The 20,203-nt window shown below is 74.7% G+C and carries 11 protein-coding genes and 1 pseudogene; 4 read left to right on the top strand and 8 right to left on the bottom strand.

From position 1 onward, the window contains the following. Both amrb99_RS46975 and amrb99_RS46980 read left to right on the top strand, forming a co-directional pair. Positions 1–235, top strand: a pseudogene (locus tag amrb99_RS46975) (hypothetical protein); the annotation flags it as partial. 84 nt (positions 236–319) lie between these two features. Further along, positions 320–1,753 carry a S8 family serine peptidase gene (locus amrb99_RS46980; RefSeq protein WP_241756611.1) on the top strand — a complete coding sequence of 478 codons (1,434 nt, stop codon included), beginning with the start codon at positions 320–322 and terminating at the stop codon, positions 1,751–1,753. A 33-nt stretch (positions 1,754–1,786) separates the two neighbouring features. Here amrb99_RS46980 and amrb99_RS46985 read toward each other — a convergent pair whose 3' ends face one another. Beyond that, the gene (locus tag amrb99_RS46985) at positions 1,787–2,446 is read right to left on the bottom strand and encodes a hypothetical protein (RefSeq protein ID WP_190868592.1); all 660 of its coding nucleotides are present in this window, start codon (positions 2,444–2,446) and stop codon (positions 1,787–1,789) included. Between the two features lie 403 nt (positions 2,447–2,849). On the opposite strand from amrb99_RS46985, the gene amrb99_RS46990 reads away from it, so the two are divergent. Continuing rightward, positions 2,850–4,334: a chloride channel protein gene (locus amrb99_RS46990; RefSeq protein ID WP_190868593.1), complete on the top strand. Its 1,485-nt coding sequence runs from the start codon at positions 2,850–2,852 to the stop codon at positions 4,332–4,334. Here amrb99_RS46990 and amrb99_RS46995 read toward each other — a convergent pair. Next, positions 4,281–4,808: a hypothetical protein gene (locus amrb99_RS46995; protein WP_190868594.1), complete on the bottom strand. Its 528-nt coding sequence runs from the start codon at positions 4,806–4,808 to the stop codon at positions 4,281–4,283. The two genes, amrb99_RS46990 and amrb99_RS46995, sit on opposite strands and share 54 nt — an antisense overlap. A gap of 138 nt (positions 4,809–4,946) precedes the next feature. Between amrb99_RS46995 and amrb99_RS47000 the strand changes: the two genes are divergently transcribed. Beyond that, a complete protein-coding gene (locus amrb99_RS47000; protein WP_206700382.1) occupies positions 4,947–5,660 on the top strand; it encodes a DUF2510 domain-containing protein in 714 nt (237 codons plus the stop codon). Positions 5,661–5,672: 12 nt separating this feature from the next. On the opposite strand, the gene amrb99_RS47005 is transcribed toward amrb99_RS47000, so the two are convergent. The 6 genes from amrb99_RS47005 to amrb99_RS47030 form a co-directional block, all read right to left on the bottom strand. After that, positions 5,673–6,575 carry a hypothetical protein gene (locus amrb99_RS47005; protein WP_190868596.1) on the bottom strand — a complete coding sequence of 301 codons (903 nt, stop codon included), beginning with the start codon at positions 6,573–6,575 and terminating at the stop codon, positions 5,673–5,675. After that, the gene (locus tag amrb99_RS47010) at positions 6,572–7,990 is read right to left on the bottom strand and encodes a glycohydrolase toxin TNT-related protein (protein ID WP_190868597.1); all 1,419 of its coding nucleotides are present in this window, start codon (positions 7,988–7,990) and stop codon (positions 6,572–6,574) included. The genes amrb99_RS47005 and amrb99_RS47010 overlap by 4 nt, the downstream gene beginning before the upstream one ends. Then, positions 7,987–8,901 carry a glycohydrolase toxin TNT-related protein gene (locus amrb99_RS47015; protein ID WP_190868598.1) on the bottom strand — a complete coding sequence of 305 codons (915 nt, stop codon included), beginning with the start codon at positions 8,899–8,901 and terminating at the stop codon, positions 7,987–7,989. The genes amrb99_RS47010 and amrb99_RS47015 overlap by 4 nt, the downstream gene beginning before the upstream one ends. Next, positions 8,898–9,713 (bottom strand): hypothetical protein, encoded by an 816-nt coding sequence (locus tag amrb99_RS47020; protein WP_190868599.1) that lies wholly within the window; start codon positions 9,711–9,713, stop codon positions 8,898–8,900. Before amrb99_RS47020 ends, amrb99_RS47015 begins: the two co-directional genes overlap by 4 nt. A gap of 80 nt (positions 9,714–9,793) precedes the next feature. Continuing rightward, entirely contained in the window at positions 9,794–10,708 is a 915-nt protein-coding gene (locus amrb99_RS47025) for a hypothetical protein (RefSeq protein WP_190868600.1), read from the bottom strand. A 48-nt stretch (positions 10,709–10,756) separates the two neighbouring features. Next, positions 10,757–19,477: an ADP-ribosyltransferase gene (locus tag amrb99_RS47030; RefSeq protein ID WP_190868601.1), complete on the bottom strand. Its 8,721-nt coding sequence runs from the start codon at positions 19,475–19,477 to the stop codon at positions 10,757–10,759. Between the last annotated feature and the right edge of the window lie 726 nt (positions 19,478–20,203).

Consider the following 20,203-nt stretch of genomic DNA (forward strand, 5'->3'; position numbering starts at 1 on the left):
CGGCCTCGGCGGCTTCGGCGCGACCCCGGGCGGCCTCGGTGCCGCCGGCGGTGGCCTCGGCTCGGCCGGTGCGGCCGGACGCGCCGGCGCCGGACGCATGGGCGGCGGTATGCCCATGGGCCACGGCGGCCACGGCAACGGCAAGGAAGAGGAACGCGAGCGCACCACCTGGCTGTCCGAGGACGACGACGTCTGGGGAGCCGACGATGACACCGCACCTCCGGTGATCGGTTGATCGCCGCAGGACCGACGACGTGAACAGGGCGGACGGGGCCAGACCTCCGTCCGCCCTTTCCGCATCCAGATGGGGAACGACGTAATGCGACGGCTGATCCAAACGGCGGCGGCCACGGCGGCCGCGATGGGCCTGGCCCTCGGTCCGGTGACCGCGGCCCACGCGGGACCTGTCGAGCAGAGGGAGTGGTGGTTCGACTCCTGGGGGATCAGGACGGACGTGTGGCCTCAGAGCAAGGGCGCCGGCGTGACCGTCGCAGTGGTCGACACCGGGGTCAACGCGTCCCTGCCCGACCTGAAGGACGCCGTTGTGCCGGGCAAGGCCTTCAACGCGTCCGGGCAACCCACCGGCGATGACGCGACGCGGGATCAGGACCCCAACGAGGGCCACGGCACCGCCATGGCCAGCCTCATCGCGTCCCGTGGCACGCACACCGGGTTCTACGGCATCGCCCCCGAAGCGAAGATCCTCCCGATCCACGAACCGGGCCTCTCGCCGGATGCCACGTCCGCCGTGATCCGCTACGCGGCGGACCAGGGCGCCAAGGTGATCAACTTCTCGCAGGGGTCGTCGGCCGCGGTCTATCCGAACTACTGCCCGCCGAAGATGGTCCAGGCCCTCAAGTACGCCGAGAAGAAGAACGTCGTGGTCGTGGCGGCCGCGGGCAACTCGGGCGACTACAACAACGACGCGGAGATCCCGGGCTCCTGCCCGGGCGTGCTCGCGGTCGGTGCCGTCGACCACCAGGGCAAGCCCTGGGAGCACACGCAGCGGCAGGACTACGTCACGGTCGCCGCACCGGGCGCCGGCGTCGGTGGTATGGGCAAGACAGGGCACGTCTATAACAACGGCGAGGGGACGAGCCAGGCGACCGCGCTGACGTCCGGAGCCGTCGCGCTGCTCCGCAGCAAGTACCCGCAGATGACGGCGCGCCGGACCGTCCAGGTCCTCACCAACACGGCGAAGGACTTCGGAGCGCCGGGCAAGGACGACCAGCTCGGCTACGGCGTCATCAGCATTCCCCGGGCGCTGAAGAACAGCGTTTCGCAGAACGCGCCCAATCCCGTGTACGCGCGACTCGACAAGGCCGCCGATCAGCCCGGTGGCGGTAAGGGGCAGGCGGCGCCGGCGACGAAGAGCGACGGCGGTGATTCCGGCGGCTCGAACGCGCCGCTGGTCATCGGCGGGATCGTGGTCGTCGTCGTGCTGATCGGTGTCGGGCTGTTCGTCGTGATGCGGCGCCGGAAGCCGAGCGGCGCGGGCGGCGGGCCGGGCGGACCGTACGGGTCCGGGCCCTTCCCGAACGGGCCGCAGCCGATGAACCAGCCGGGCACGCCTCCGTCCTTCGGGGGGCACACCGGCGGTCAGCCGCTGCCGCCGCAGGGCGGGCAGCAGTTCCAGGCGCCGCCGCAGGGGCGGCCGAACCCGAACCTGGCGCCGCCTCAGAGCGGCCCCGGCATGGCGCCTCCCGCGCCGCAGGGGCGGCCCAATCCGAACCTCGCGCCGCCCCCCGAGTGATCATCGCCGGCCCGGGCCGGTCGCCGGCCCGGGTCAGCGGCGCACGCAGGTCTTGCAGGACGACAGGGCCGTGGTGACATCGCGTGCGATGGCCTGGGCGGCGTCGCGCGTCACCGATTCGTCCAGCGGGACGCCCCTTCGCTGAACCGCGACCCCGTCGCGGTCGAGCGGGTAGGCGGCGCCGTCGAAGTCGACGGTGATGACGGCGTTCTGCGTCCGGACGACCATGCGCGATGTGCCGCTGCGTCCGAGCGCGGTCGTCGTGACCGTGTGATGCAGGAACGCTTCGTCCCCGAGGCCGCGCGTCAGGATCGGGGCCTCGTTGTGGATCGATCCGACGCTGTCGGTGACGGTTCCCTGCTTCGACGTCCGCCAGGCCGACCGGTAGTCGGACTCGGCGTCGGCGAGGCCGGACGCTCCGACGAACAGACGCATCGCGACCCGCAGATGCCGAGAGGTGAGCGTCCTGCCCTTCTCGGCGCTGAGCGGTTCGCGCCAGTCGCAGGCCGCGTACTGCTGGTCGCCGGACACTCCGCCGGTGTCGGGCGTCGGCTTCCCCGCGGCCGGCATGTACTTGGACAGGACGGCGGCGGACGGCGACCGGCACGCCTCGGGAAGCGCCGCGAAGTGAATCCGAGGCGCGGGCTTCTCGTCCGACCCGGACGCCCCCCAGACCACGGCGCCGCCGATCACGATGACCGCCGCGGCCGCCCCTGCGATCGCGACTCGCGGCCTCGCCTTGACCCACCCGAGAACAGACCCCCGCGCGGGCTTCTTTGCCCCTGAGTCGCGCTCTGAGCCCTCCGCAACCGGCTGCGGCGCGACGCCCTCCGGCGCCGCTCCATCGTCGTTACCGGCCTCGCGCGATGACCCGTCCAACCCCTGATCGGGAGCCACGAACTCCGGCCGCGAGTTTTCCGCCAACGTCCAAGCCCCCAAACGGCAACGAGTCCGTCATCCGTGTCGCCGCGAGATTAACACCCGACCGAAGCCGGCCTCGTACGCCCTGAAGCGAAGCCCAGCAGGCAGCGGCGTTGCCTTGGGGGGTGGGGGACGGACGGTCTTGCACGTGTGCTCGGAGGAAGCAGCGTATGCCGTGCCCGCCGTCCGGCCTTCGCCGTCCATGCCGCTCGACGCGGTCGGGGTGGACGGCCCGGAGCGCCCGCCCGGGAGCGGCGAGCGTGCTCGTGTCGCGCGGCCATGGTGGCGCGAGCCCGTTCACAGTTGGCCGTACCTCCCCAAATGGCTGCTGGTCGGCGCCGTGATCGGGGCGGTGGCCGGGCTGGGCGCGCTCGCGCTCCATGAGTCGCTCGCGCTGGTCACTGACGGCGTGCTCGGCCGTCTCGCCGGATTCTCCCCGGCGACCGTCGCCGGGGACGGGCACGCGGCGCCCGCGAGCGGGATCGCCAGGCCGTGGGCCGTGCCGGCGCTGGTCGCCGGTGGTGCCGTGTTCGGTGCCGTGGTGGTCCGGCGGCTGGCGCCGGAGGCGGGCGGGGCCGGTACGGACGCGGCGATCAAGGCCATTCACCACGAGCCGCTCCGCATGCGGGGCCGGGTCCCGGTCGTGAAACTGGTCGCCTCGGCGCTCACCCTGGGCTCCGGCGGCTCCGGCGGGACCGAGGGCCCGGCCGCCCAGATCTCCGCGGCGTTCGGGTCGGTGTCGGCACGCACCTTCGGTCTCGGCGCCGCCGACGCGCGCGTCGCGGCCACGGCGAGTCTGGCCGCCGGGGTCGGCGCGATCTTCAAGGCTCCCTTCGGGGGCGTGGTCCTCGGCATGGAACTGCTCTACCGCCGGGGCGTGGCCCCTGAAATGCTGGTCCCCGGGCTGATCGCGACGGCCGTGGCGTACGGCGAGTTCGCGGCCGTCCGCGGGTTCGGTCCGATGTTCGGGCACCAGGCGGCGGACCCGACCACCCTCGCCCAGGTGCCGTTCCTCCTCGGGCTCGGCATGCTCGTCGGTCTGGTCGCTCGCTGCTACTGCTGGTCCCTCCGCAACGCGAAGGCGCTCTTCGACGCGCAGTCGAGGATCCCTTGGCCGGTCAAGCCCGCCGTCGGCGGCCTCGCGGTGGGCGCGCTCGGGCTGCTGCTGCCAGAGATCCTCGGCACCGGCTACGGCGTCGCGCAGTCGACCCTGGACGCCGGGTGGCTGCTCGGCGCCCCCTTGTGGATCCTGCTGGCGCTGCCGGCCGCGAAGATCGTGGGAACCGCGCTGACCGTCGGGTCCGGCGGCACCGCCGGCACCTTCGGGCCGGCGATCGTGATCGGCGCGGCGGCGGGGGCCGCGTGCTGGCGGCTCGCGGAGATGTCAGGGGCCCCCGTCGAGGGCCCGGAGGCCTTCGTCGTCGCCGGTATGGCGGCCTGCCTCGGATCCGCGGCCCACGTGCCGCTGACCGCCGTGATCACGGCCGCCGAGGTGACCGGAACCCTCGACCACCTGATCCCGACCATGATCAGTGTGACGGCGGCGAGCGTGGTCATGGGAGAGCGGACCCTCTTCCCGAGCCAGCTTCCCGAGCCGGGCCGGCGGCTAGAAGGGGTTGGCGGCCAGGTGGTGGAGGTGGGTGGCTATCGGGTGTTGTAGACGGGGGTCTATGGCTTGGGCCAGGGCGGTCAGTTGGTCGGGTGGGAGGAGGGCGCCTCGGCGGGCCGGGTCGCGCAGCCACATGCGGACGGACGGGCCGCCGGGTTCCTGGACCACCAGGCGGGGGAGGACGCCGCCGCGCCAGGACGTCCACGCGGGCTCGGCGCTCTCCACGGTGATCCGGGCGGTGGACAGGTCGTAGCGCCTGTGGCCGGGGAGGACGCGGCGGACGAGGACCCGGCCGTCCAGCCAGAACGCGCCCCGGTAGTACTGGACGGACATCAGGGCGACGAGCCCGTCGAGGAGCAGCAGCGGCAGGAGCATGAGCACGCCGATGATCCTCAATTCGCCGTCGGTGATGAACGCGCCGCAGAGCGCGCCGAGCGCCAGGTTGAGCAGGGCCGTCATCGGGGCCAGGCAGCCCAGCCAGGCGATCCACATCGATCGCGGCGGTCCGATGTTCAGGCGGAGCACGCGTTCTCCCTGGGCGGCGCGGGGCGGGTGTCCGCCCGGAATCCGTTCGTCATGGGCGGTCCTATCACGCGGCGGACCGCGGTGGCGGGAGCGGATATCTTCGGAGCGGTTGGTCGGCGGCGCTGGAAGGTGTGCATCGTGACTCAGGCCGGGTGGTATGCGGACCCGTACGGCGGCGGAGGGCACCGCTGGTGGGACGGGACGAAATGGACCGACCACGTCAACGCGACGCCCGTCCACCAGGCCCAACCCCAACCCCAGCCCCAGCAGCCCGTGCCCCAGCAGGGCGGCGGGCCGGTGCTGCACAAGACGCGGTACGGGGTCGAGCTGCATGCCGACGCGCACGCGATCACGTGGGACGGGACGACGATCGAGCTGGCGAAGGCCGAGTTCGTCGGGTACACGGCCGTGCAGACGAGGATGCGGGGGCCGCTGAACATCGGCAGCGTCCACACCTCGACCGACTACCACTTCGAGATCGGGTTCTTCCCCGTCAACCAGGCGCCCGCGATCGCGTTCGAGGAGACGGGGCTGCGCGCGAACACGCCGCCGTCCGACTGGCAGTTCCTCGTCGATCTGTCCAGGACGTACGTGGAGCCGCGGTTGCTCCGGCAGTTCCTCGCCGCGATCGAGGCGGGTCAGACCGTGGACGTCGGCAAGGTCCGGATCAACCGGGACGGGTTCGTCGGCGGGAACGTGTCGCGCGGCTGGGACGGCATCGAGGGCGTCAGCTTCGACGAGGGCTGGTACTTCGTCCACGCGCGGGGCGCGGGCAAGCCGATCCTGCGGGTGCCGCAGCAGAACCAGAACGTCATGCTCCTGCCGCGGATCTTCGACGCCCTCAAGCGCTGACCCGTCCCGGCGTCAAGTGCGGGGGTGGAGCCAGGACGGGGTGTCGCCGGGGTCGCGGGGGAACATCTCCAGGTCCTCGGCGTAGGCGGACGGCGGCGGCGGGGTCTTCCAGCGCGGTTCGGTGTCGTGGTCGTACTCGACCTGGTAGGAGAACGGGAAGGCGAGCTGGAACCGGGCGCTGAACCAGGTCCCGAGGCCGTCGGAGTACATGCCGCGGTGCAGCCGTTCGAACAGCGCGCCGGCGGCTGGCGGCGGCGTCCACGGGCTGGGCATGTGGGTGTCGCAGGTGAGGAGCTGCGCGACGGTCTCGGTGTGGGATCCGAGGGCGTTGTGGTACACGTCGGCCTGCCGCCAGCTCGCGGGGAGCGAGTCGACGAGCACGGTGGTGATCTCTTCGAGGAGGTCCTTCTGCTCGACGGGGCCGAGCGGTTCGGCGGGCGCGGGCGGCAGCGGCGGGCGGCCGGTGCGGGCGCGCAGCCAGTCGGGGATGTTCTCTTCCGCGCGGGGGAAGGCGGCGAGGTCCTGCTCGTAGGCCTCGGCGGGGATGTCCGGCTCCCAGCGCGGGTCGTAGTCGTTGTTGTAGGCGGTGTAGTAGGAGCCGGGCGGGTCGAGCATGACGCGCATGCTCATCCAGGTGCCGCGGTCCTGCCGGTACATGATGGAGCGGAGTTCGGCGGCCATGCCGAGGATGTCGCGGGGCATCTCGACCGGGCGGCTGGTGCCGTCCTGCATCACGACCGCCAGGGAGGCGTCGGAGACGGCGACGGTCATCATGACGCGCAGGTCGATGCGGCGCCAGTCGGGCGGGGCCGCCTGGGCGAGCAGGGTCGCGATGCCGCGGGTCAGCTCCTGGTAGCGGTTCTGGTCGTAGGGCAGCGGTCCGCGGCCGGGAGCCGCGCCGGACGGGCTGGTCATGTCTGCTCCTCGGGCGGTCGGACGGTGGGGCCGGGGTCGCCGCCGGGGCCGGTGATCTCGACGAGGTGGCCGGAGGCGACGAGGTCGGCGATGGAGTGGACCAGGTTATAGCCCATGCCGGTCTCGGGCGGGGGCGTGCCGGAGCCGATGGGGCCGACGTGGAACAGGACGGTGTAGCCGCGCAGGGGCTTCTGGACGCGGTAGACCCGGTAGGTGAGGCCGGTCAGGTTGATGTGCCCGCGGCGCTCCCAGGGGGTGCCGATGTCGAAGACGTACCGGTCGGCCGGGGGATGGTAGGTGTCGACCTCCTTACCGGCCGGGAGGATCTCGCTGGGCGGTTCCGGTCGCGGTTCGGGCTCGGGTTCCGGTTCCGGGGCCGGGACGGGGAGGCCGGTCCCGGCGAGGGCGCGGTAGATCTCGTGGACGGAGACGAACGCGCCGTGGCCGGGGCGGGGGCCGGGAAAGCAGACGAAGTATCCGCCTGGGCGGTTGGCCATGGGGTCCAGGGCGATGTACGGGCCCGGTCCGGCGGGGCGGACGGCGTCGAAGGCGCTGGCGGCCGGCGAATCGTCTCCCGGTGCGAGGGTCCACGCGTCCTGCCTCTTGCGAAGCGCGCGTTCCCTCTTGAGGACGCCGGTGACGTGCAGGACCTGGCTGTTGATCTCCATGCCGGCGTCGGCCATCACGCCGGCCATGGCGTGGACGGCGGCGGCGCGGGGGTCGGCGAAGGGGCGGACGGCCGAGTCGGGGCCGATCGCGAGCCAGGCGCCGGAGGTGCGGGCGATCGTCCAGCAGCCGTCGTCGACCGTTCCGACGCGGAACCGGTCGACGCCGGGCACGTAGTCGGCGAGCCGGCGGCGCGCCGCGGTGAAGAGCGCTTCGAGGCCGGAGGGCAGCTGCCGGGTCAGGTCCGTTTCGTCCTGCGGGTTCCGCTGGAGCGTTCGCGGGTCGAAAGCCTGGCCGGCGGCGTGCAGGGCGGCCAGGCGGCCGAGCCATTCCGGAGTCCGGTCGGCGGGGCGGGGGAACCGTTCGAGTTCGGTCGCCGCGTCCGACGGGGCGACCTCGTCCGCCCAGGGGAACTCCTCGGGCGGGTCGGCTTCGACGTCCCATTCCGGTGCCCGCGCACCGCCCCGCAGGGAATAGGTGAGGGACATCCAGGCCCCGTCATCGGGGTGGTAGGTCATCTCCCGATGGCGGCGCAGCAGCTCGGGGATGCCGGTGTGCGCGAGACGCCGTCCCGCCTCGAGGATGCCGCGACCGGAGCGGTCCTCGTCCTGATGGCCGGCGAGGCGGACCACTTCGTGGTCGCCGACGGCGCGGTAGGAGAGCCGGGCGTCGTGCCAGTCATCGGGAAGCAGCCGGACGAGCTCGTCGATCATCCTTTGCAGGTGCGCCTCTTCTTCCTCCGGGGTCATGACGCGGTCTCCTCGCGCGGATCGGGGACCTCGGACAGGGCGCCGTCCCGCAGGAGATCGGCTATGGAATCGACGAGGTGGTAACCCCGGCCGCGATCGGTCCTCTTTCCGCGGGGGACGATGGTGTATTCGAGGGGAAAGGCGGGGTACACGCGCAGCGGCCGTTCGAGCCGGTAGAAGCGGTGGGGGTGCGCGTCGGCCGAGCCCCACGTCCCGCGTTCGTGGAACGGTGTGCCGAGCTCGTACAGGAAGACCTGGTCGGTGCCGCCATAGGCGTCGAGGACGCGGCCTTCCGGCAGCGTCTCGGCGGCCTCGCCGGGGCTGTCCGGCAATTCGCGGTGGGCGGCCAGCGCGAACGCGCGGTGGACGGTGACGAACGCGCCGCGCTCCGGCGCGCTCTCCCGCCGGAGCGCGAAGTAGCCGCGGTCACGCCCGAGCAGGCGGTCCAGAGCGACGCAGGGCACCTCCGGATCCGGCCTCGGCGCGCTCTCCGACTCCGCTCGCAGCCGCTCGCCGGTCTCGGTGAGGAACCACGGGCCGAGGTCCGTCCGGTCGTCCGGGCCCGGCTCGATGATCCCGGCCAGCTGGAAGATCTTCATGTTGAGGCCGGTGCCGGCCTCGGTGAGCAGGCCGCCGAGGGCGTGGGCGACGGCGGCGCGGGCGGTGCCGTGCGCGGTGATCTCGCGGGAGGCGCCGTTCTCGGTGCGGACGGCCAGCCAGCCGTCGTCGCCGTGCAGGATCGTCCAGCAGCCGTCCTCGACCCGTCCGACGAGGAAGCGGTCGGCGGCGTCCCGGGTCCATTCCCGGAGGAGGCGGCGTGCGCGGTAGAACAGGATCGGGCTCTCGGGCGCCAGCCGTGCCACCAGGTCGTGCTCGTCTTGGGGAGTGTGCGGCAGGGCTGGTGCGGTCATCGTCCGGCGGCGGGGTCGGTCGGCCGGCCGATGGCGGCGACGGCTTCGGCGCGGGTCTCCTCATCGATCTCGCCGATGCGGAAGCCGGCGGCGGAGGCGTATCCGACCAGGCGGGGCTCGGGCGGGACGCCGTGGACGCGCAGGTAGTAGTGGACGGCGCCGGGCCAGATCCACACGCCGTTGGTGTGGTAGGTCAGCGGGACCTCGGCGGGGTGCGCGGGGTCGAGGCGGTCGGTGTCGTAGCCGCGCGCCGCCAGCACGATCGGCGCCTCCTGGAGGTAGCGCAGGAGCGGCTCGCGTTCGTGTTCGGGGACAGGCGGGCGGTCGTAGCGCGGCGTGCCATCGGGGTCGACGGAGTCGAAGACCTGGGCGATGCGCAGCGCGGCGGGCACCGGGGGCGGCGTCCCGTCCCGGCCCTGCTCGCGCAGCTGCTCCTCGAACAGGGGGTGGGTCCGCTTGCTGAGCGAGCGGATCAGCGCCTTCTCCTCGGCCGATGGGGGGCGCCGCTCCTGCTCGGCGGTCTCCTCCAGCCCGGCCATGGTCTCGTAGAGCGCTTTGACCGCGCCCTCACCGAGCCGGTTGCGGGCCCGGAACATCTCCACCGCCGGGATGAACTCCTCGTAGGCGAGCTGTTCGACGTCGGCGTCGTGATTGAAGTCGATCTCGGCGATGTAGCGCATCGCCCGCACGAAGCCGCCGGTCCGCGGGTCGGCCGCGACGCAGTACAGACCGCCGCCCGGCGGCTCCACGAAGACCACCGGCCGTTCGTTGTAGGTGAAGTAGCGCGGATAGGTCTTCCTCACCGACGGCATGGCAGAAACTCTCCGTTAAGACAAGGGTGGCGGTACGGACAGAGCATAGAGGCGGCTTCCCGGCGGCCCTTGGCCGCAGGTCACCGCTCGGCCAGGCGCTTGAGATCGTCCAGGGACGGCGCCTGCTGCTCGGCGGCGTCGGCGGGGACCGTCCCGGACAGGAAGTCCTCGGCCAGCCCGCGGAACGTGCGGATCGCCTGCAGCGCGTCGGTGCCGGCCCGGAAGGCCTTCGCCAGCCTCAGCTCCCACAGGCCGGCCGCGATCTGCCCGGCCTGTCCCGCCGGGACGCGCCGCAGGTAGCCGGCCGCGTCCCCGGAGGCCGCCGCCCAGACGTATCCGAGGAGGTTCCCGCCCAGCACCACCGGCAGGTACGCCACCGGCCCGGCCGCCTCCTGCGGGTAGGACTCCGGTGCGACGCTGACCAGCGGGCCCCAGCCCTTCGACCGGTCCGCCGGCGTCCCGTCCGGGTACAGGCCGTCCTGGACGAGCGGGCCCGGCGAGCGCGGGGCGTCGGGGTTGAGCCACGCCTCCAGCTCGTACAGGCTCGGTGCCCACTGCTCCTGGGCGTCTGCGGGGACCGCACCGGCCACCGGGTCGTCGGGGGCGCCGCGCAGGCGCCGCACCGCGTCCTGCGCCGACAGGCCCTCGGCATAGGACTGGTCCAGCCGCTGGTTCCACACCGACGAGGCGTCCAGGCTGCGATCGAAGAACTGGAGGTTCCTGATGAAGCCGCACACCTTCGGGTTGTCCGCGGCCGCGTACAGGTGGCCCAGCAGATCCGCGCCCGACACCACCGGCAGGTAGAACACCGGCTGGCGGGTGGAGTGCTCGTAACCCTCGTGAGGCGGGGCCGGATCGCCCTGAAGCGGCGGCGCCGGCGGCAGGTCGGGCCACTCGTACGGACCGTCCGGGGACGGAGGCGGCGCCGACGGGTCCGGCGGCCATGGCAGGCCGGGGTACCCGCCGGGCGAGCCCGAATGCGGCGGCATGCTCATGACATCTGTTCCTTCCGAGGTCTCCGTCGGTCGCTCACCTGCGCGGAATCAGTCCGGTGGCTCCGCGTCCGCCCATATATCGTAGGTCGGCCTCTCCACCCATTGACCGTTCGGCAGCTGCTTGCGGACCATGCCGGTGAAGGTGACGCCGGTGATCCGGTACCGGACGTTGCGCGGCAGGATCAGCTCCCGCTGGTCCGGATAGTCGCTGCTCCGGCCCATCCACAGCCCGTGCGAGCCCGCCGGAAGGCGCATTCGGATCCGGTACTCGAACGGATCGTTGTCGACGACCGCGGGGTTGCGTCCGAGCGAGGTCGACATGTACGCCGGCTCCTGCTGCCGCGCACCGATCAGCAGCCGCGGATCCCGGTTCCCCAGCGGCAGGCCGTCCTGCGCGATCATGAACGACACGTCGTGCAGGCCGCGGTTCGTCTCGACCGGCTCGGGAAGCGGCTGGCGCAGCGCCTGGTCCAGCTCGCCGATGCGGCGCCAGAACGCCTCCGGCGTCGGGTCGCCGCCCAGGTAGTGCGTCAGGCGGCCGAGCTCCGCGTGCTGGTACCGGAGTTCCGCGAGCTTCCGCTCGGGGTTGGGGTGCGCCATGACGTACTGGACGATCTGCCGCTGGTAGTCGGTCAGATCCGGCCGGTGCAACATGGCGCGCAGCTCGTGCCCGAACGCCGGCATGCCGCCGTTGTTCAGGTACATGAGGTGCTGCGCGTAGTTCCCCTCGCGCCGTACCTGGTCGAGGAAACCCGCCACGTCCGCGCCGGGGCGCAGGTGGGGGTTCGGCATCGACTGCACCGTGTACTGGTAGATCGCGTGCTGCAGGTGCGGCGGGAGCTGCCGGTACACGTGGGCCAGCCGGTTCTCGCCGTACTGCTCGCCCTCGTGGTCGCCGCCGAACCGGCGGACGCCGTCGGTCCCGACGTGGCCCTCCACGGGCGCGTGATGGGCCGCTCCGGGGTGGTGCGCGGCAGGATGCCCGGCCGGGGCGTGCGCGCCGGGGGCATGCGGGGCCGGGGCATGCGGGGCGGAGTGCGGGGCGTGCGGCGTGGGATGGCCGGCCGGGACGCCGCCGGGGTGGCCCGCCGGACGGTCCGCCGGGTGACCGGCCGGGGCCGGGCGAACGGACGGATGCCCAGCAGGGTTCGCACTGGCGCGGGACGCCGGTGGCGTGCCCGGGTGCGGTGCTGAGGGCGTGCCCGGGTGCGGCGTTGAGGGCGTGCCCGGGTGCGGCGTTGAGGGCGTGCCCGGGTGCGGTGTGGAGGGCGTGCCCGGCGGCGTGGCCCGGTATCCGGTCGGGGCTGCCCCCGCCGGCGGGCGGGCGACGGGAGCCGTGCCGGGATGGGCGCCGGGGACGAAGCCCGGCCCCGCGCCGGGGTGGCTGCCCGGCGCCGCACCCGGACGGCCGCCGGGGTTCGCGCCCGGGTGCGCCGGCGGACGGGTGCCCGCGGGAGCGGCCGATCCTGCGGCCGGGGGGACGCCCGGATGGGCTCCGGGCCGCGTCGCAGGGTGATCATCTGTATGCGAATGGGCACCGGGGACCGCGCCGGGGTGGGCCGGGTGGGCCGCCGGCCGGACGCCCGGCGGGTTCGACGGCGCCGCGTAGCGCGGGTCGGCGTAGCCGGGGGCCGGGCGGCGCGGGTCGGCGTAGCCCGGGGCCGGGCGGCGCGGGTCGGCGTGGCCCGGGGCCGGGGGCCTCGGGTCGGCGTACCCGGCGTGGGGCGGGACGGCGTTCGTGTCGTTGCCGGTGGACGGTTCGCCGTCGCGGCGGCGCCGGAACAGCTCCCGCAAACCGCGCGCCTCCGCGTCCCCGTTCGCCGCGTGGTCGGCGCCCTCCCGCGGGTGGCCGGGGGCGTACCCGTCTTGGCCGCCGGGCGTGGTGGTGCCGTCCGGATGGTGGACGGTCCAGGAGCCGTCCGGCGGCAGGCCGGGCCGCACCTGGCCGTCCGCGCCGGCGTGCCCGGACGACGCGTACACGTTGCCGTCGCCGTCCGACCAGGCAAGGCCGTGCGGCGCGATGACGGGGACGCCGAGCCGCTGGGCCAGCCGGGCGGCGAAGTCGCCGTCAGCGGTGTGGCAGCCCAGCAGCAGCACCTCGCGGCGGTCCCACGCCGGGTCGTTGCCGATCAGGTCGGCGAGGTCGTCCACGCCGAGCCGGCGCCCGCCGCCGAGCCGCAGCCCGTCCGCGTCGGCGTGCCCGTCGACGACGAACCGCTGCGGGTCCGCCGGGACCCGGCGCGCCAGGTCGCGCATCGCCGGATCGGACGGGTCGTGGAACGACCGGCCCGCCGGGGTCTCGTCGCTGGCGCGGAACACCTCGTGCAGGTGCGGCGGCAGGTTCTCTGGGATCGGCGCGTCTCCGTGGTCGCCGCGCCCGTCCTCGTCGGCCCGGTCCTCGTCCGTGCGGTGTTCGCCGGTCTCGTGCTCGTCGGTCTCGTGCTCGGCCGTGCGGTGCTCGTCCTCGGGGTGGCGCTCGCCGTCGCCGGCGGGCCGGTCCCCGTCCCCGCCGGGCTCCGGCGTCCCGTGCCCGCTCTCGCCGCCCGGCGGGGCCTCATGCGGGCTCGGAAGCTCCGGGCCGGTGCCCGATTCGGTCGCACGATGCCCGGGCGCCGGCGGCTCCCCTTCGTGCGTGCTGCGCAGGTGAGGCGGCAGCGCCTGGTCCAGCGCGTCGCCGAACCGCTCGTTGAGGCGCCGGTTGACCGCCTCGCGGACGGCCAGTTCCTCCGGCGTCAGGTCCGCCTCGCGGTGCCCGAGCGCGGCCCGTTCCTCCGCGACGTTCGGCAGGTCGCGCGACACCTCGTAGAGCGAGTGCTCGTGGTCGGCGACCGCGTCGAACGACTTCAGGTGCAGGCGGAGTTCACCGATGTGGCCGTTCGGCATCCGCACGGTCATCCGGATGTCCCGGTAGCCGCTCGGCTGCGGGCTGCGCAGCCGGTCCTTGATCGACACGATCTCGGCGCCGTGCGCGCGGACGACGCCCTGCACGCGGTCGAGCGCGCGGTAGAGCCCGGAGACGTCGTCGAACTGCACCTTGCCGCCGAGCAGGTCGTTCAGGGTCGACGCGTCGCCGTCGTTCTCGTTGATGATCTTGTCGAGGGCGCGCACCCGGTCCTTCGCGCCCGGACGCATCTTGGCGTCGCCGGGGTCGTCCGCGAGGTCGGTCAGGATGTCGTGCAGCGTGCCCCGCTGCTCCTCGGCCGCGCGGTACAGCTCGTCCAGGTAGTCGTTGACGAGCCGGTTGTCCTTCGCCAGCGGGCGCCCCTCGCCCGCCCGCTCCCGCTCGGCGGCGAGCGCCTCGCGGTCGAACCCGGGCTGGCCCGGCGCCTTCGACGTGCCGATCTCGCCGACCACCCGGTCGCTGATCCGGGTCTGCCAGTCCTCGAGCGGGGTCTCCCTGGGCCGCGCCGGACCGCCGTCCAGGACCGCCTCGGGGCCGCGCTCGTTCACCTCCCGGATGGAGTCCTCCAGGATGTGGACGGCCTCCGGGTGCGTCAGCAGGCTGTGCAGCGTCCGGGGACGGGCCAGCAGCGAGTCGTGGATCGCCTGCTCGGCCCTCGTCAGCGGCGGCGGGCCGCTCCCCTCGATGATCCGCGCCAGCTCCGGATGGTTCGGCAGCCGGGTGCGCAGGTCGTCGTCCAGGAGGTCGCCGAGCCGGTCGCCGCGGTCGTTGACCACGGTGTCCCGCGCCTGGTCCAGCACCTGCCGGAGCTGCTCGTTCTCGTGGACCCGGCGCATCAGGTCCGGGTCGGCCGTGCGGGGGCGCTCGCCCTCCGGCTCGGCCGACCGGGGCCTGGGCGGCGCGTCCGTGCGCGGACCGGGCTCCGGATGCGGCGCGGCGTCGGATCGGGGCGGCGCGTCCGCCAGGCGCGTCCCGCCATCGCCGGGCGCCGTGCCGTCGCTGGACGGCGCGTTGCCTGCAGGCCGGTCGGCCGGGGGTGCGTTCTCGACGGGGCCGTCCGCCGGGGGCGCGCTCTCCGGTCGGGGACCGCTGTCGGCGCGCGTGCCGTTCTCGTTCGAAGGCGGCGACGTCTCCGGACGCGCGCCCTCCGCTGCGGTAGCGGGCTCGGAGGCTGGACGCGTGTTCTCGCCGCGGACGGGCTCCGTCGGCCGGGACGTGGTCTCCTCCGGCGCACCGGGCGTGACGTCCCGCCGCGGCGTCGTCTCCGTACCCGGGCCGCTCTCCGTACGGGGCGCCGTTCCCTCGCCGTGCGGCGGGGTGCCCTCCGGCCGGGGGCTGCCGACCGTATGCGCTCCGCCGGTGGCGGGAGCGGGCTCCGGGCGCGGCGCGGTGGTCGGCGCCTCCGACTCGTACCAGCCGTAGTGCGAGCGGGCGTCGGGACGCGCGGCCTCGGGAGCCGGCCGGCCATCGCCCGCGTCGGGCCGCCCTTCGGAAGCGCCGGCCGGCGCCTCGGCCTCCGGCGTCTGCGTCGGTTCGGGCGTCTGCGTCGGTTCGGGTGACGCCGTCGGCTCGGACGACGGCGTCGGTTCCGGTTCCGGTGCCGGTTCCGTCGATGCCGCCGGTTCCGGTGTGGGCGTCGACTCCGGTGCCGCCCCGGTTTCCGGTGTCACCGCCGGCTCCGGCCCTGCCGCCGGTTCGGCGGCCGGTGCGGGGTCGCCGGACGAACCGGCCGGGGCCGCAGGCTCTTCCGGCTCGGGGACCGGCCCGCGCACGCGGCGATGCGGCTGGTCCGGCGCCGCCTGGGGATCGCCCGAGGATTCCGGTGTCGCCGTTCCGGAGCCGCTGCCCGGCGGGACGGAGCCCGGCGGGGGAGAACTGCCCCGCAGGGTGGGGTCGACGTTGTGGTAGCTGCGGTAGTGCGTGTACAGCTCGGGCTCCCCGCCGGGCGTGCGCGGAGGGACCGTCTCCGTCCAGCGGACGTGGACGACCTCCGGCGTGACCCGCGGATCGTTCGGCTCGGGGAAGAAGTCGATCCGCTCGATCGTGTGGCCGGCCGCCTGCTGGGAGTAGAGATGGGCCTCGAACGAGTGGCGCCAGCTCTCGCTCGGCGTGAAGTCCGCGCCCTGGTTGCCGCGGTTGGTCCTGCTCTCCTGCGGGAAGTAGTTGATCTTCTCGCCGGGGCCGCGGGCCTCGTGCGGGAAGATGTGGCCGCCGTCGAACTCGCCGCCGTGGTACTCGCCGACCCGCTTGGGGTCGGGACGCCCCGGCGGGTGGTGGCCGCCGCCGGTGCGGCCGACGTCCGTCTGGACGCTCTCGTTCCGCTGCGACCTGCCCGCGTCGTATTCCGGGCTGCCGCTGGCCACGCGCGCCTGGCCGCGGTCGTTCGTGTGGTAGGCGAACGTGCCCGGCTTGACGCTGCCGTCGCCGAAGTCGCCGGTGCGGGCGCCGTCGGGCGGGTCGAGCCGCGTGTTCTCCCGGGTGTGGAACCGCTCGTGCGGCTCGATCAGGTAATGGGTGTTCGGCTTGGGAACGCCCGCGGCCCTGGCCTTCGCCGGCTTGTCACCGAGCTCGGGGTTGAACCCGTGGCTCTTGTCGCCGTACCAGGTGCGGACGTGCGTGACGTTGCCCTTGTCGTCGGTCCAGAAGACGCCGTGGAGCCTGCCCTTCGGGTCGCGGACCTCGATCCGCGCGTTCTCGGGCCGCTTCAGGTCATTCCGGGTGGCGAAGGGCCCTTCCTTCGCGACGTCATAGGGCTCGGGCCACGTGTGGTGGGCGGCGTCGGCCGGTGGATCGAACCGGGTGGCCGACGGCGCGGCGCCCTGGCCGGTGGAGACCTCTTCGCCCTTGAAGATGTGCGGGTTCGCGTAGCCGAGGTCGACCCTGTGCGTGACGCCCGGCTCCGGGCGCGTGAGGTCGACGTTCTCGTTCGGCGGGACGGCGCGGGCACCGGGCTCGTCCGGCGTGTGGTTCGTGACGTGGGTGACCTGCCGGTCGCCGTTGGTGTAGGCGACGCTGCGCGGGATCCGCGTGTTGTCCGGCCCGATCTCGTACACGGTGTAGCGCGCGTTCGGCCGCAGGCCCTCGACGTCCGCGAGCCGCTGATCGGGTGCGAGGTCGATCGACGCCTCGTCGGTGTGCCGCGGCGGATTCCACTCGGCCTGCTGATGCGGCAGCTTGTCGGGCGGCTCGGCCCCCGGCGTCGCGTCGGGCCGGTCGGGCGGCGGGCCGGAGTCGCCGCCGTCGGAGTCCTCGTCGTTGGAGCGGGTCCGCCGGTGCAGCGGAGTCTCCTCGCCCTCGCCGGGGCGCGTGTGCGTCTCGCCGGGCGCGCGCTCGTCCGGGCGCGGCTCGGTCTCGTTCGAGCGCGGGCGGCCGTCGTCCGGGCGGGGCTCCGCCTCGCCTCCGCGCGGACGGCTCTCGTCGGGGCGCAGCTCGCCGCCGTCGTGGCGCGGGGGTTCTTCGCCGCGGCCGGGGTCGGTCTCGCGCGGGCGGCCGTCGTCCGCGCGCGGTTCCGTCTCGTCAGAGCGCGGCCGGCCATCGTCGGGACGAGGCTCGGTCTCGCCGCGCGGGCGGCTGTCGTCGAGGGGAAGTTCGCCGGCGTCGTGGCGCGGAGGCTCTTCGGCGCGGCCGGGTTCGGTCTCGCGCGGGCGGCCGTCGTCCGGACGCATCTGGCCGTCGCTGTGACGGGGCGTCTCTTCGCCCGTGCCCTGGTCGTGCGGCGCGCGGGACGGGTCGGTGGTGCCGTCGCCGGTCCGCGGCGCGCCCTCGGGCGTGCCCCGGTCGGTGCCCGGCGTGCCGTCGTGGGAGACGCGGTTCCCCGGAGCGCCGCCGTCGTTCGCGGACGGGGTGCTCGCGGGCGCCTCGCCGCGGAAGTGGCGGTCCATCACGTCGCCGACGGCGCGGGCGAGGTCGCGCGGGTTCTCGGCGAGGCGGTGCTCGGTGAACGCCTCCGCCATCAGCTCGTGCGGGTTGGTCGCGCCGTACTGCGACAGCGCGTTCTCGATGCGCGACCTCATGGCGGGGTCGTGCGGCTGAGTGGCGTCGTAGGGGACGCCGAGCGCGTCGGAGATCGCCTGGTTGAGCTCGGCCCGCATCACCGGGTCGTTGAGGAGCCGCTGCCCGAGCTGGTGCCCGAACTCGTGCGTGAACACGCCTTCGGTCGACCCGCCGCCGGGGACGGTGAAGCCGTCCGCCTCCTCGTCGGCGCCCTCCGCGTTGCGCTCCGCGTTGTCGCCGAACGCGTCGTCGTTGATGTAGATGCCCTGGTCGGGGCCGCCGGTCCGGGCGTAGGCGAGGGTGTCGCTCTCGTTGGGCGGCATCGCCGTCGACTCGATGCGGTTGAGCTGCCGCATCGTGCCGGGGTAGTCCGCGGCGAGCTTCCCGAGCGCCCGGTTGATCTCGGCTGCGGCGGCCGGGTCGATCGGGCGGGACGTGAAGTCGACCGCGGGCGCGTCGTCGCCGAGCTGGGAGAGGATCTCGCGCGCCTCGTGCTCGGCGTCCGCCAGGTCGTGGGAGGCGTCGCCGCCGTCGTGGTCGCCGGACGCGTCGTCCGTGCCGTGGTCGTCGCCGCCATGGTCGCCGGTTCCGTCGTCGCCCTGGCCGTCGCGCGGGGCCGTCCCCTCCGGCCGCTCGTGCTCGCCCGGCGTCCCGGCCTGCTCAGGATGCTCGGCCGGTGCGCCGGATTCCGGTTCCTGGCGGCGCGGCGCGTCACCGGGCTCGCCGTCGCGCGGCGAGGACGCGTCGTCCTCCCGCGAGGGGCCGCCTTCGCCCGGTGCGGGCTCGCCGGTCGTCTCGGGCGCGTCACCGCGCACGACGCCCTGGTCGTCGACGTCCTGGATGGGCCGCTCGGCGGGGTCGCCGGGGCCGTCGCCGTCGGTCAGCGGACGCTCGGGCGCCGCCTCCCCGCCCTCGTCGCCGGACGGCGCGCGCTCCGGCCCCGGTCCCGCGTCGCCCTGCGGGTCACCGGGCCGGACGACGCCCTGGTCGTCGAGGTTCTGGATGGGGTGTTCGCCGGGGTCGGCGGGGGCGTTGCCGTCGGTGAGGGGACGCTCGGGCGCCGGGCGTCCGCCCTCGTCGCCGGACGGCGCGTCGGGAGTGGGCTGGGCGTTCTCCGTCCCGGCGGGTGCGTGCTCGGCCGGAGGCGTGGCGCCTTCCTGAGCGGGAGGCGTCTGCTCGTGCGGCGACGGGGCGTTCTCCGTCCCCGTGCCGGACGGCGCCTCGCGGGTCGGCTGCGGGCCGTTCTCGCTCGGCGCGGCCCCGTCACCCGGGCGAGACGGCTTCGGAACGCGGCTCCCCGGCTCCTGCGGCGAGCGCGACGTCGTCTCGGGACGTCCCGAGCCGGAGGACGGCGTGGTCGTGCGGACCCGCGTCTCCCCGCCACCGCCGGGCGTACCACCGCCGCGCACGGCGGAACCGCCGCCGCCCATACCGCCCATGCCGCCCATCGGCATCGGGACGCCCGCGATGAGGCCGGGCTGGCCGCTCGACCCGTCGGACCCGCCATGGTCGGGCGCCGCCATCGCGTCGGGCAGGTCGGCGGTCGCCTGGCCGCCGTCCTTCGCGTCGGACGACCCGGCCGTGCTGCTGGGCGGAGCGTCGGCGCCTTCGGGCGCGGACGGGTCGCCGCCGGGCGGCGAACCGCCGTCCGACGGGTCGGAGCCGCCGCCGGTCGCCGTGGACCCGCCGCCCTCAGCGGGCGCGGAACCGCCGCCGCCAGGCGAGGAACCGCCGCCTTCGGGCGCGGAACCGCCGCCGCTGGTGGAGGGGCCGCCGCCGGGCGAGGCCGTGCCGTGGCTGCCGGAAGGCGTGCCGCCGCCTGCGGTCGGCGCCGTGCTGTTTCCGCTGGTCGGGGGCGTCGTGTTGCCGCTCACCGGGGGCGTGGTCGTGCCGCCGGTCGGTGTCGTGCCGGGGGTGTGCTCGCCGCCTGCGGGCGGCGTCGTGCGGCCTCCGGTCGGTGCGTCGTTGCCCGTGGTGGGAGTGCGCTCGCTGCCCGAGGCCGGGGTGTGCTCGCCGCCTGCGGGCGGAGTGGTGTGCTCGGTCGCGGGCGGGGTGGTGTGGCCGCCGGTCGGCGCCTCGCCGTCCGGTGCGGGTGCGTGCTCGGTGGGCGAGGGCGTGGTGTGCTCGCCGGTCGGGGACGGCGTTTCGGTACGGGCCGCTGGGTCCGTGCCGCCGCCGGACGGCGCGGTGTGCTCGTCGCCAGGGGACGTGTGTGGGTCGCCCGGCGCGGCCGTGCCGTCGCCGGGGGAGCGGGACGGGGTTGAGCCGGACGGGGCTTCGTCGCGGCCGCGGCCCGAGCCGCCACCGGACGAGCCGGAGCCCGTGGACGGGCCGCCGCCCGTCGGTGAACCCGGGGTGCCGCCGGACGCGCCGCCACCAGGACGGGCACCGGAGGCGCCGCCGCCCGAACCGCCGGAGCCGCCCGAGCCAGAGCCCGAGCCGCTGCCCGACGCGCCCGAGCCGGAACCAGAGCCAGAGCCAGAGCCAGAACCAGAGCCACTTCCTGTGCCACCGCCTCCGGACGGGGTCGCGCCGCCGGGGGCGCCGCCGCCCGCCGCGGGGGCGCCACCGGGGGCCGTGCCGCCGCCCATCGGGACGGC

This window comes from Actinomadura sp. RB99, assembly GCF_014706005.1.
GTDB lineage: Bacteria > Actinomycetota > Actinomycetes > Streptosporangiales > Streptosporangiaceae > Spirillospora.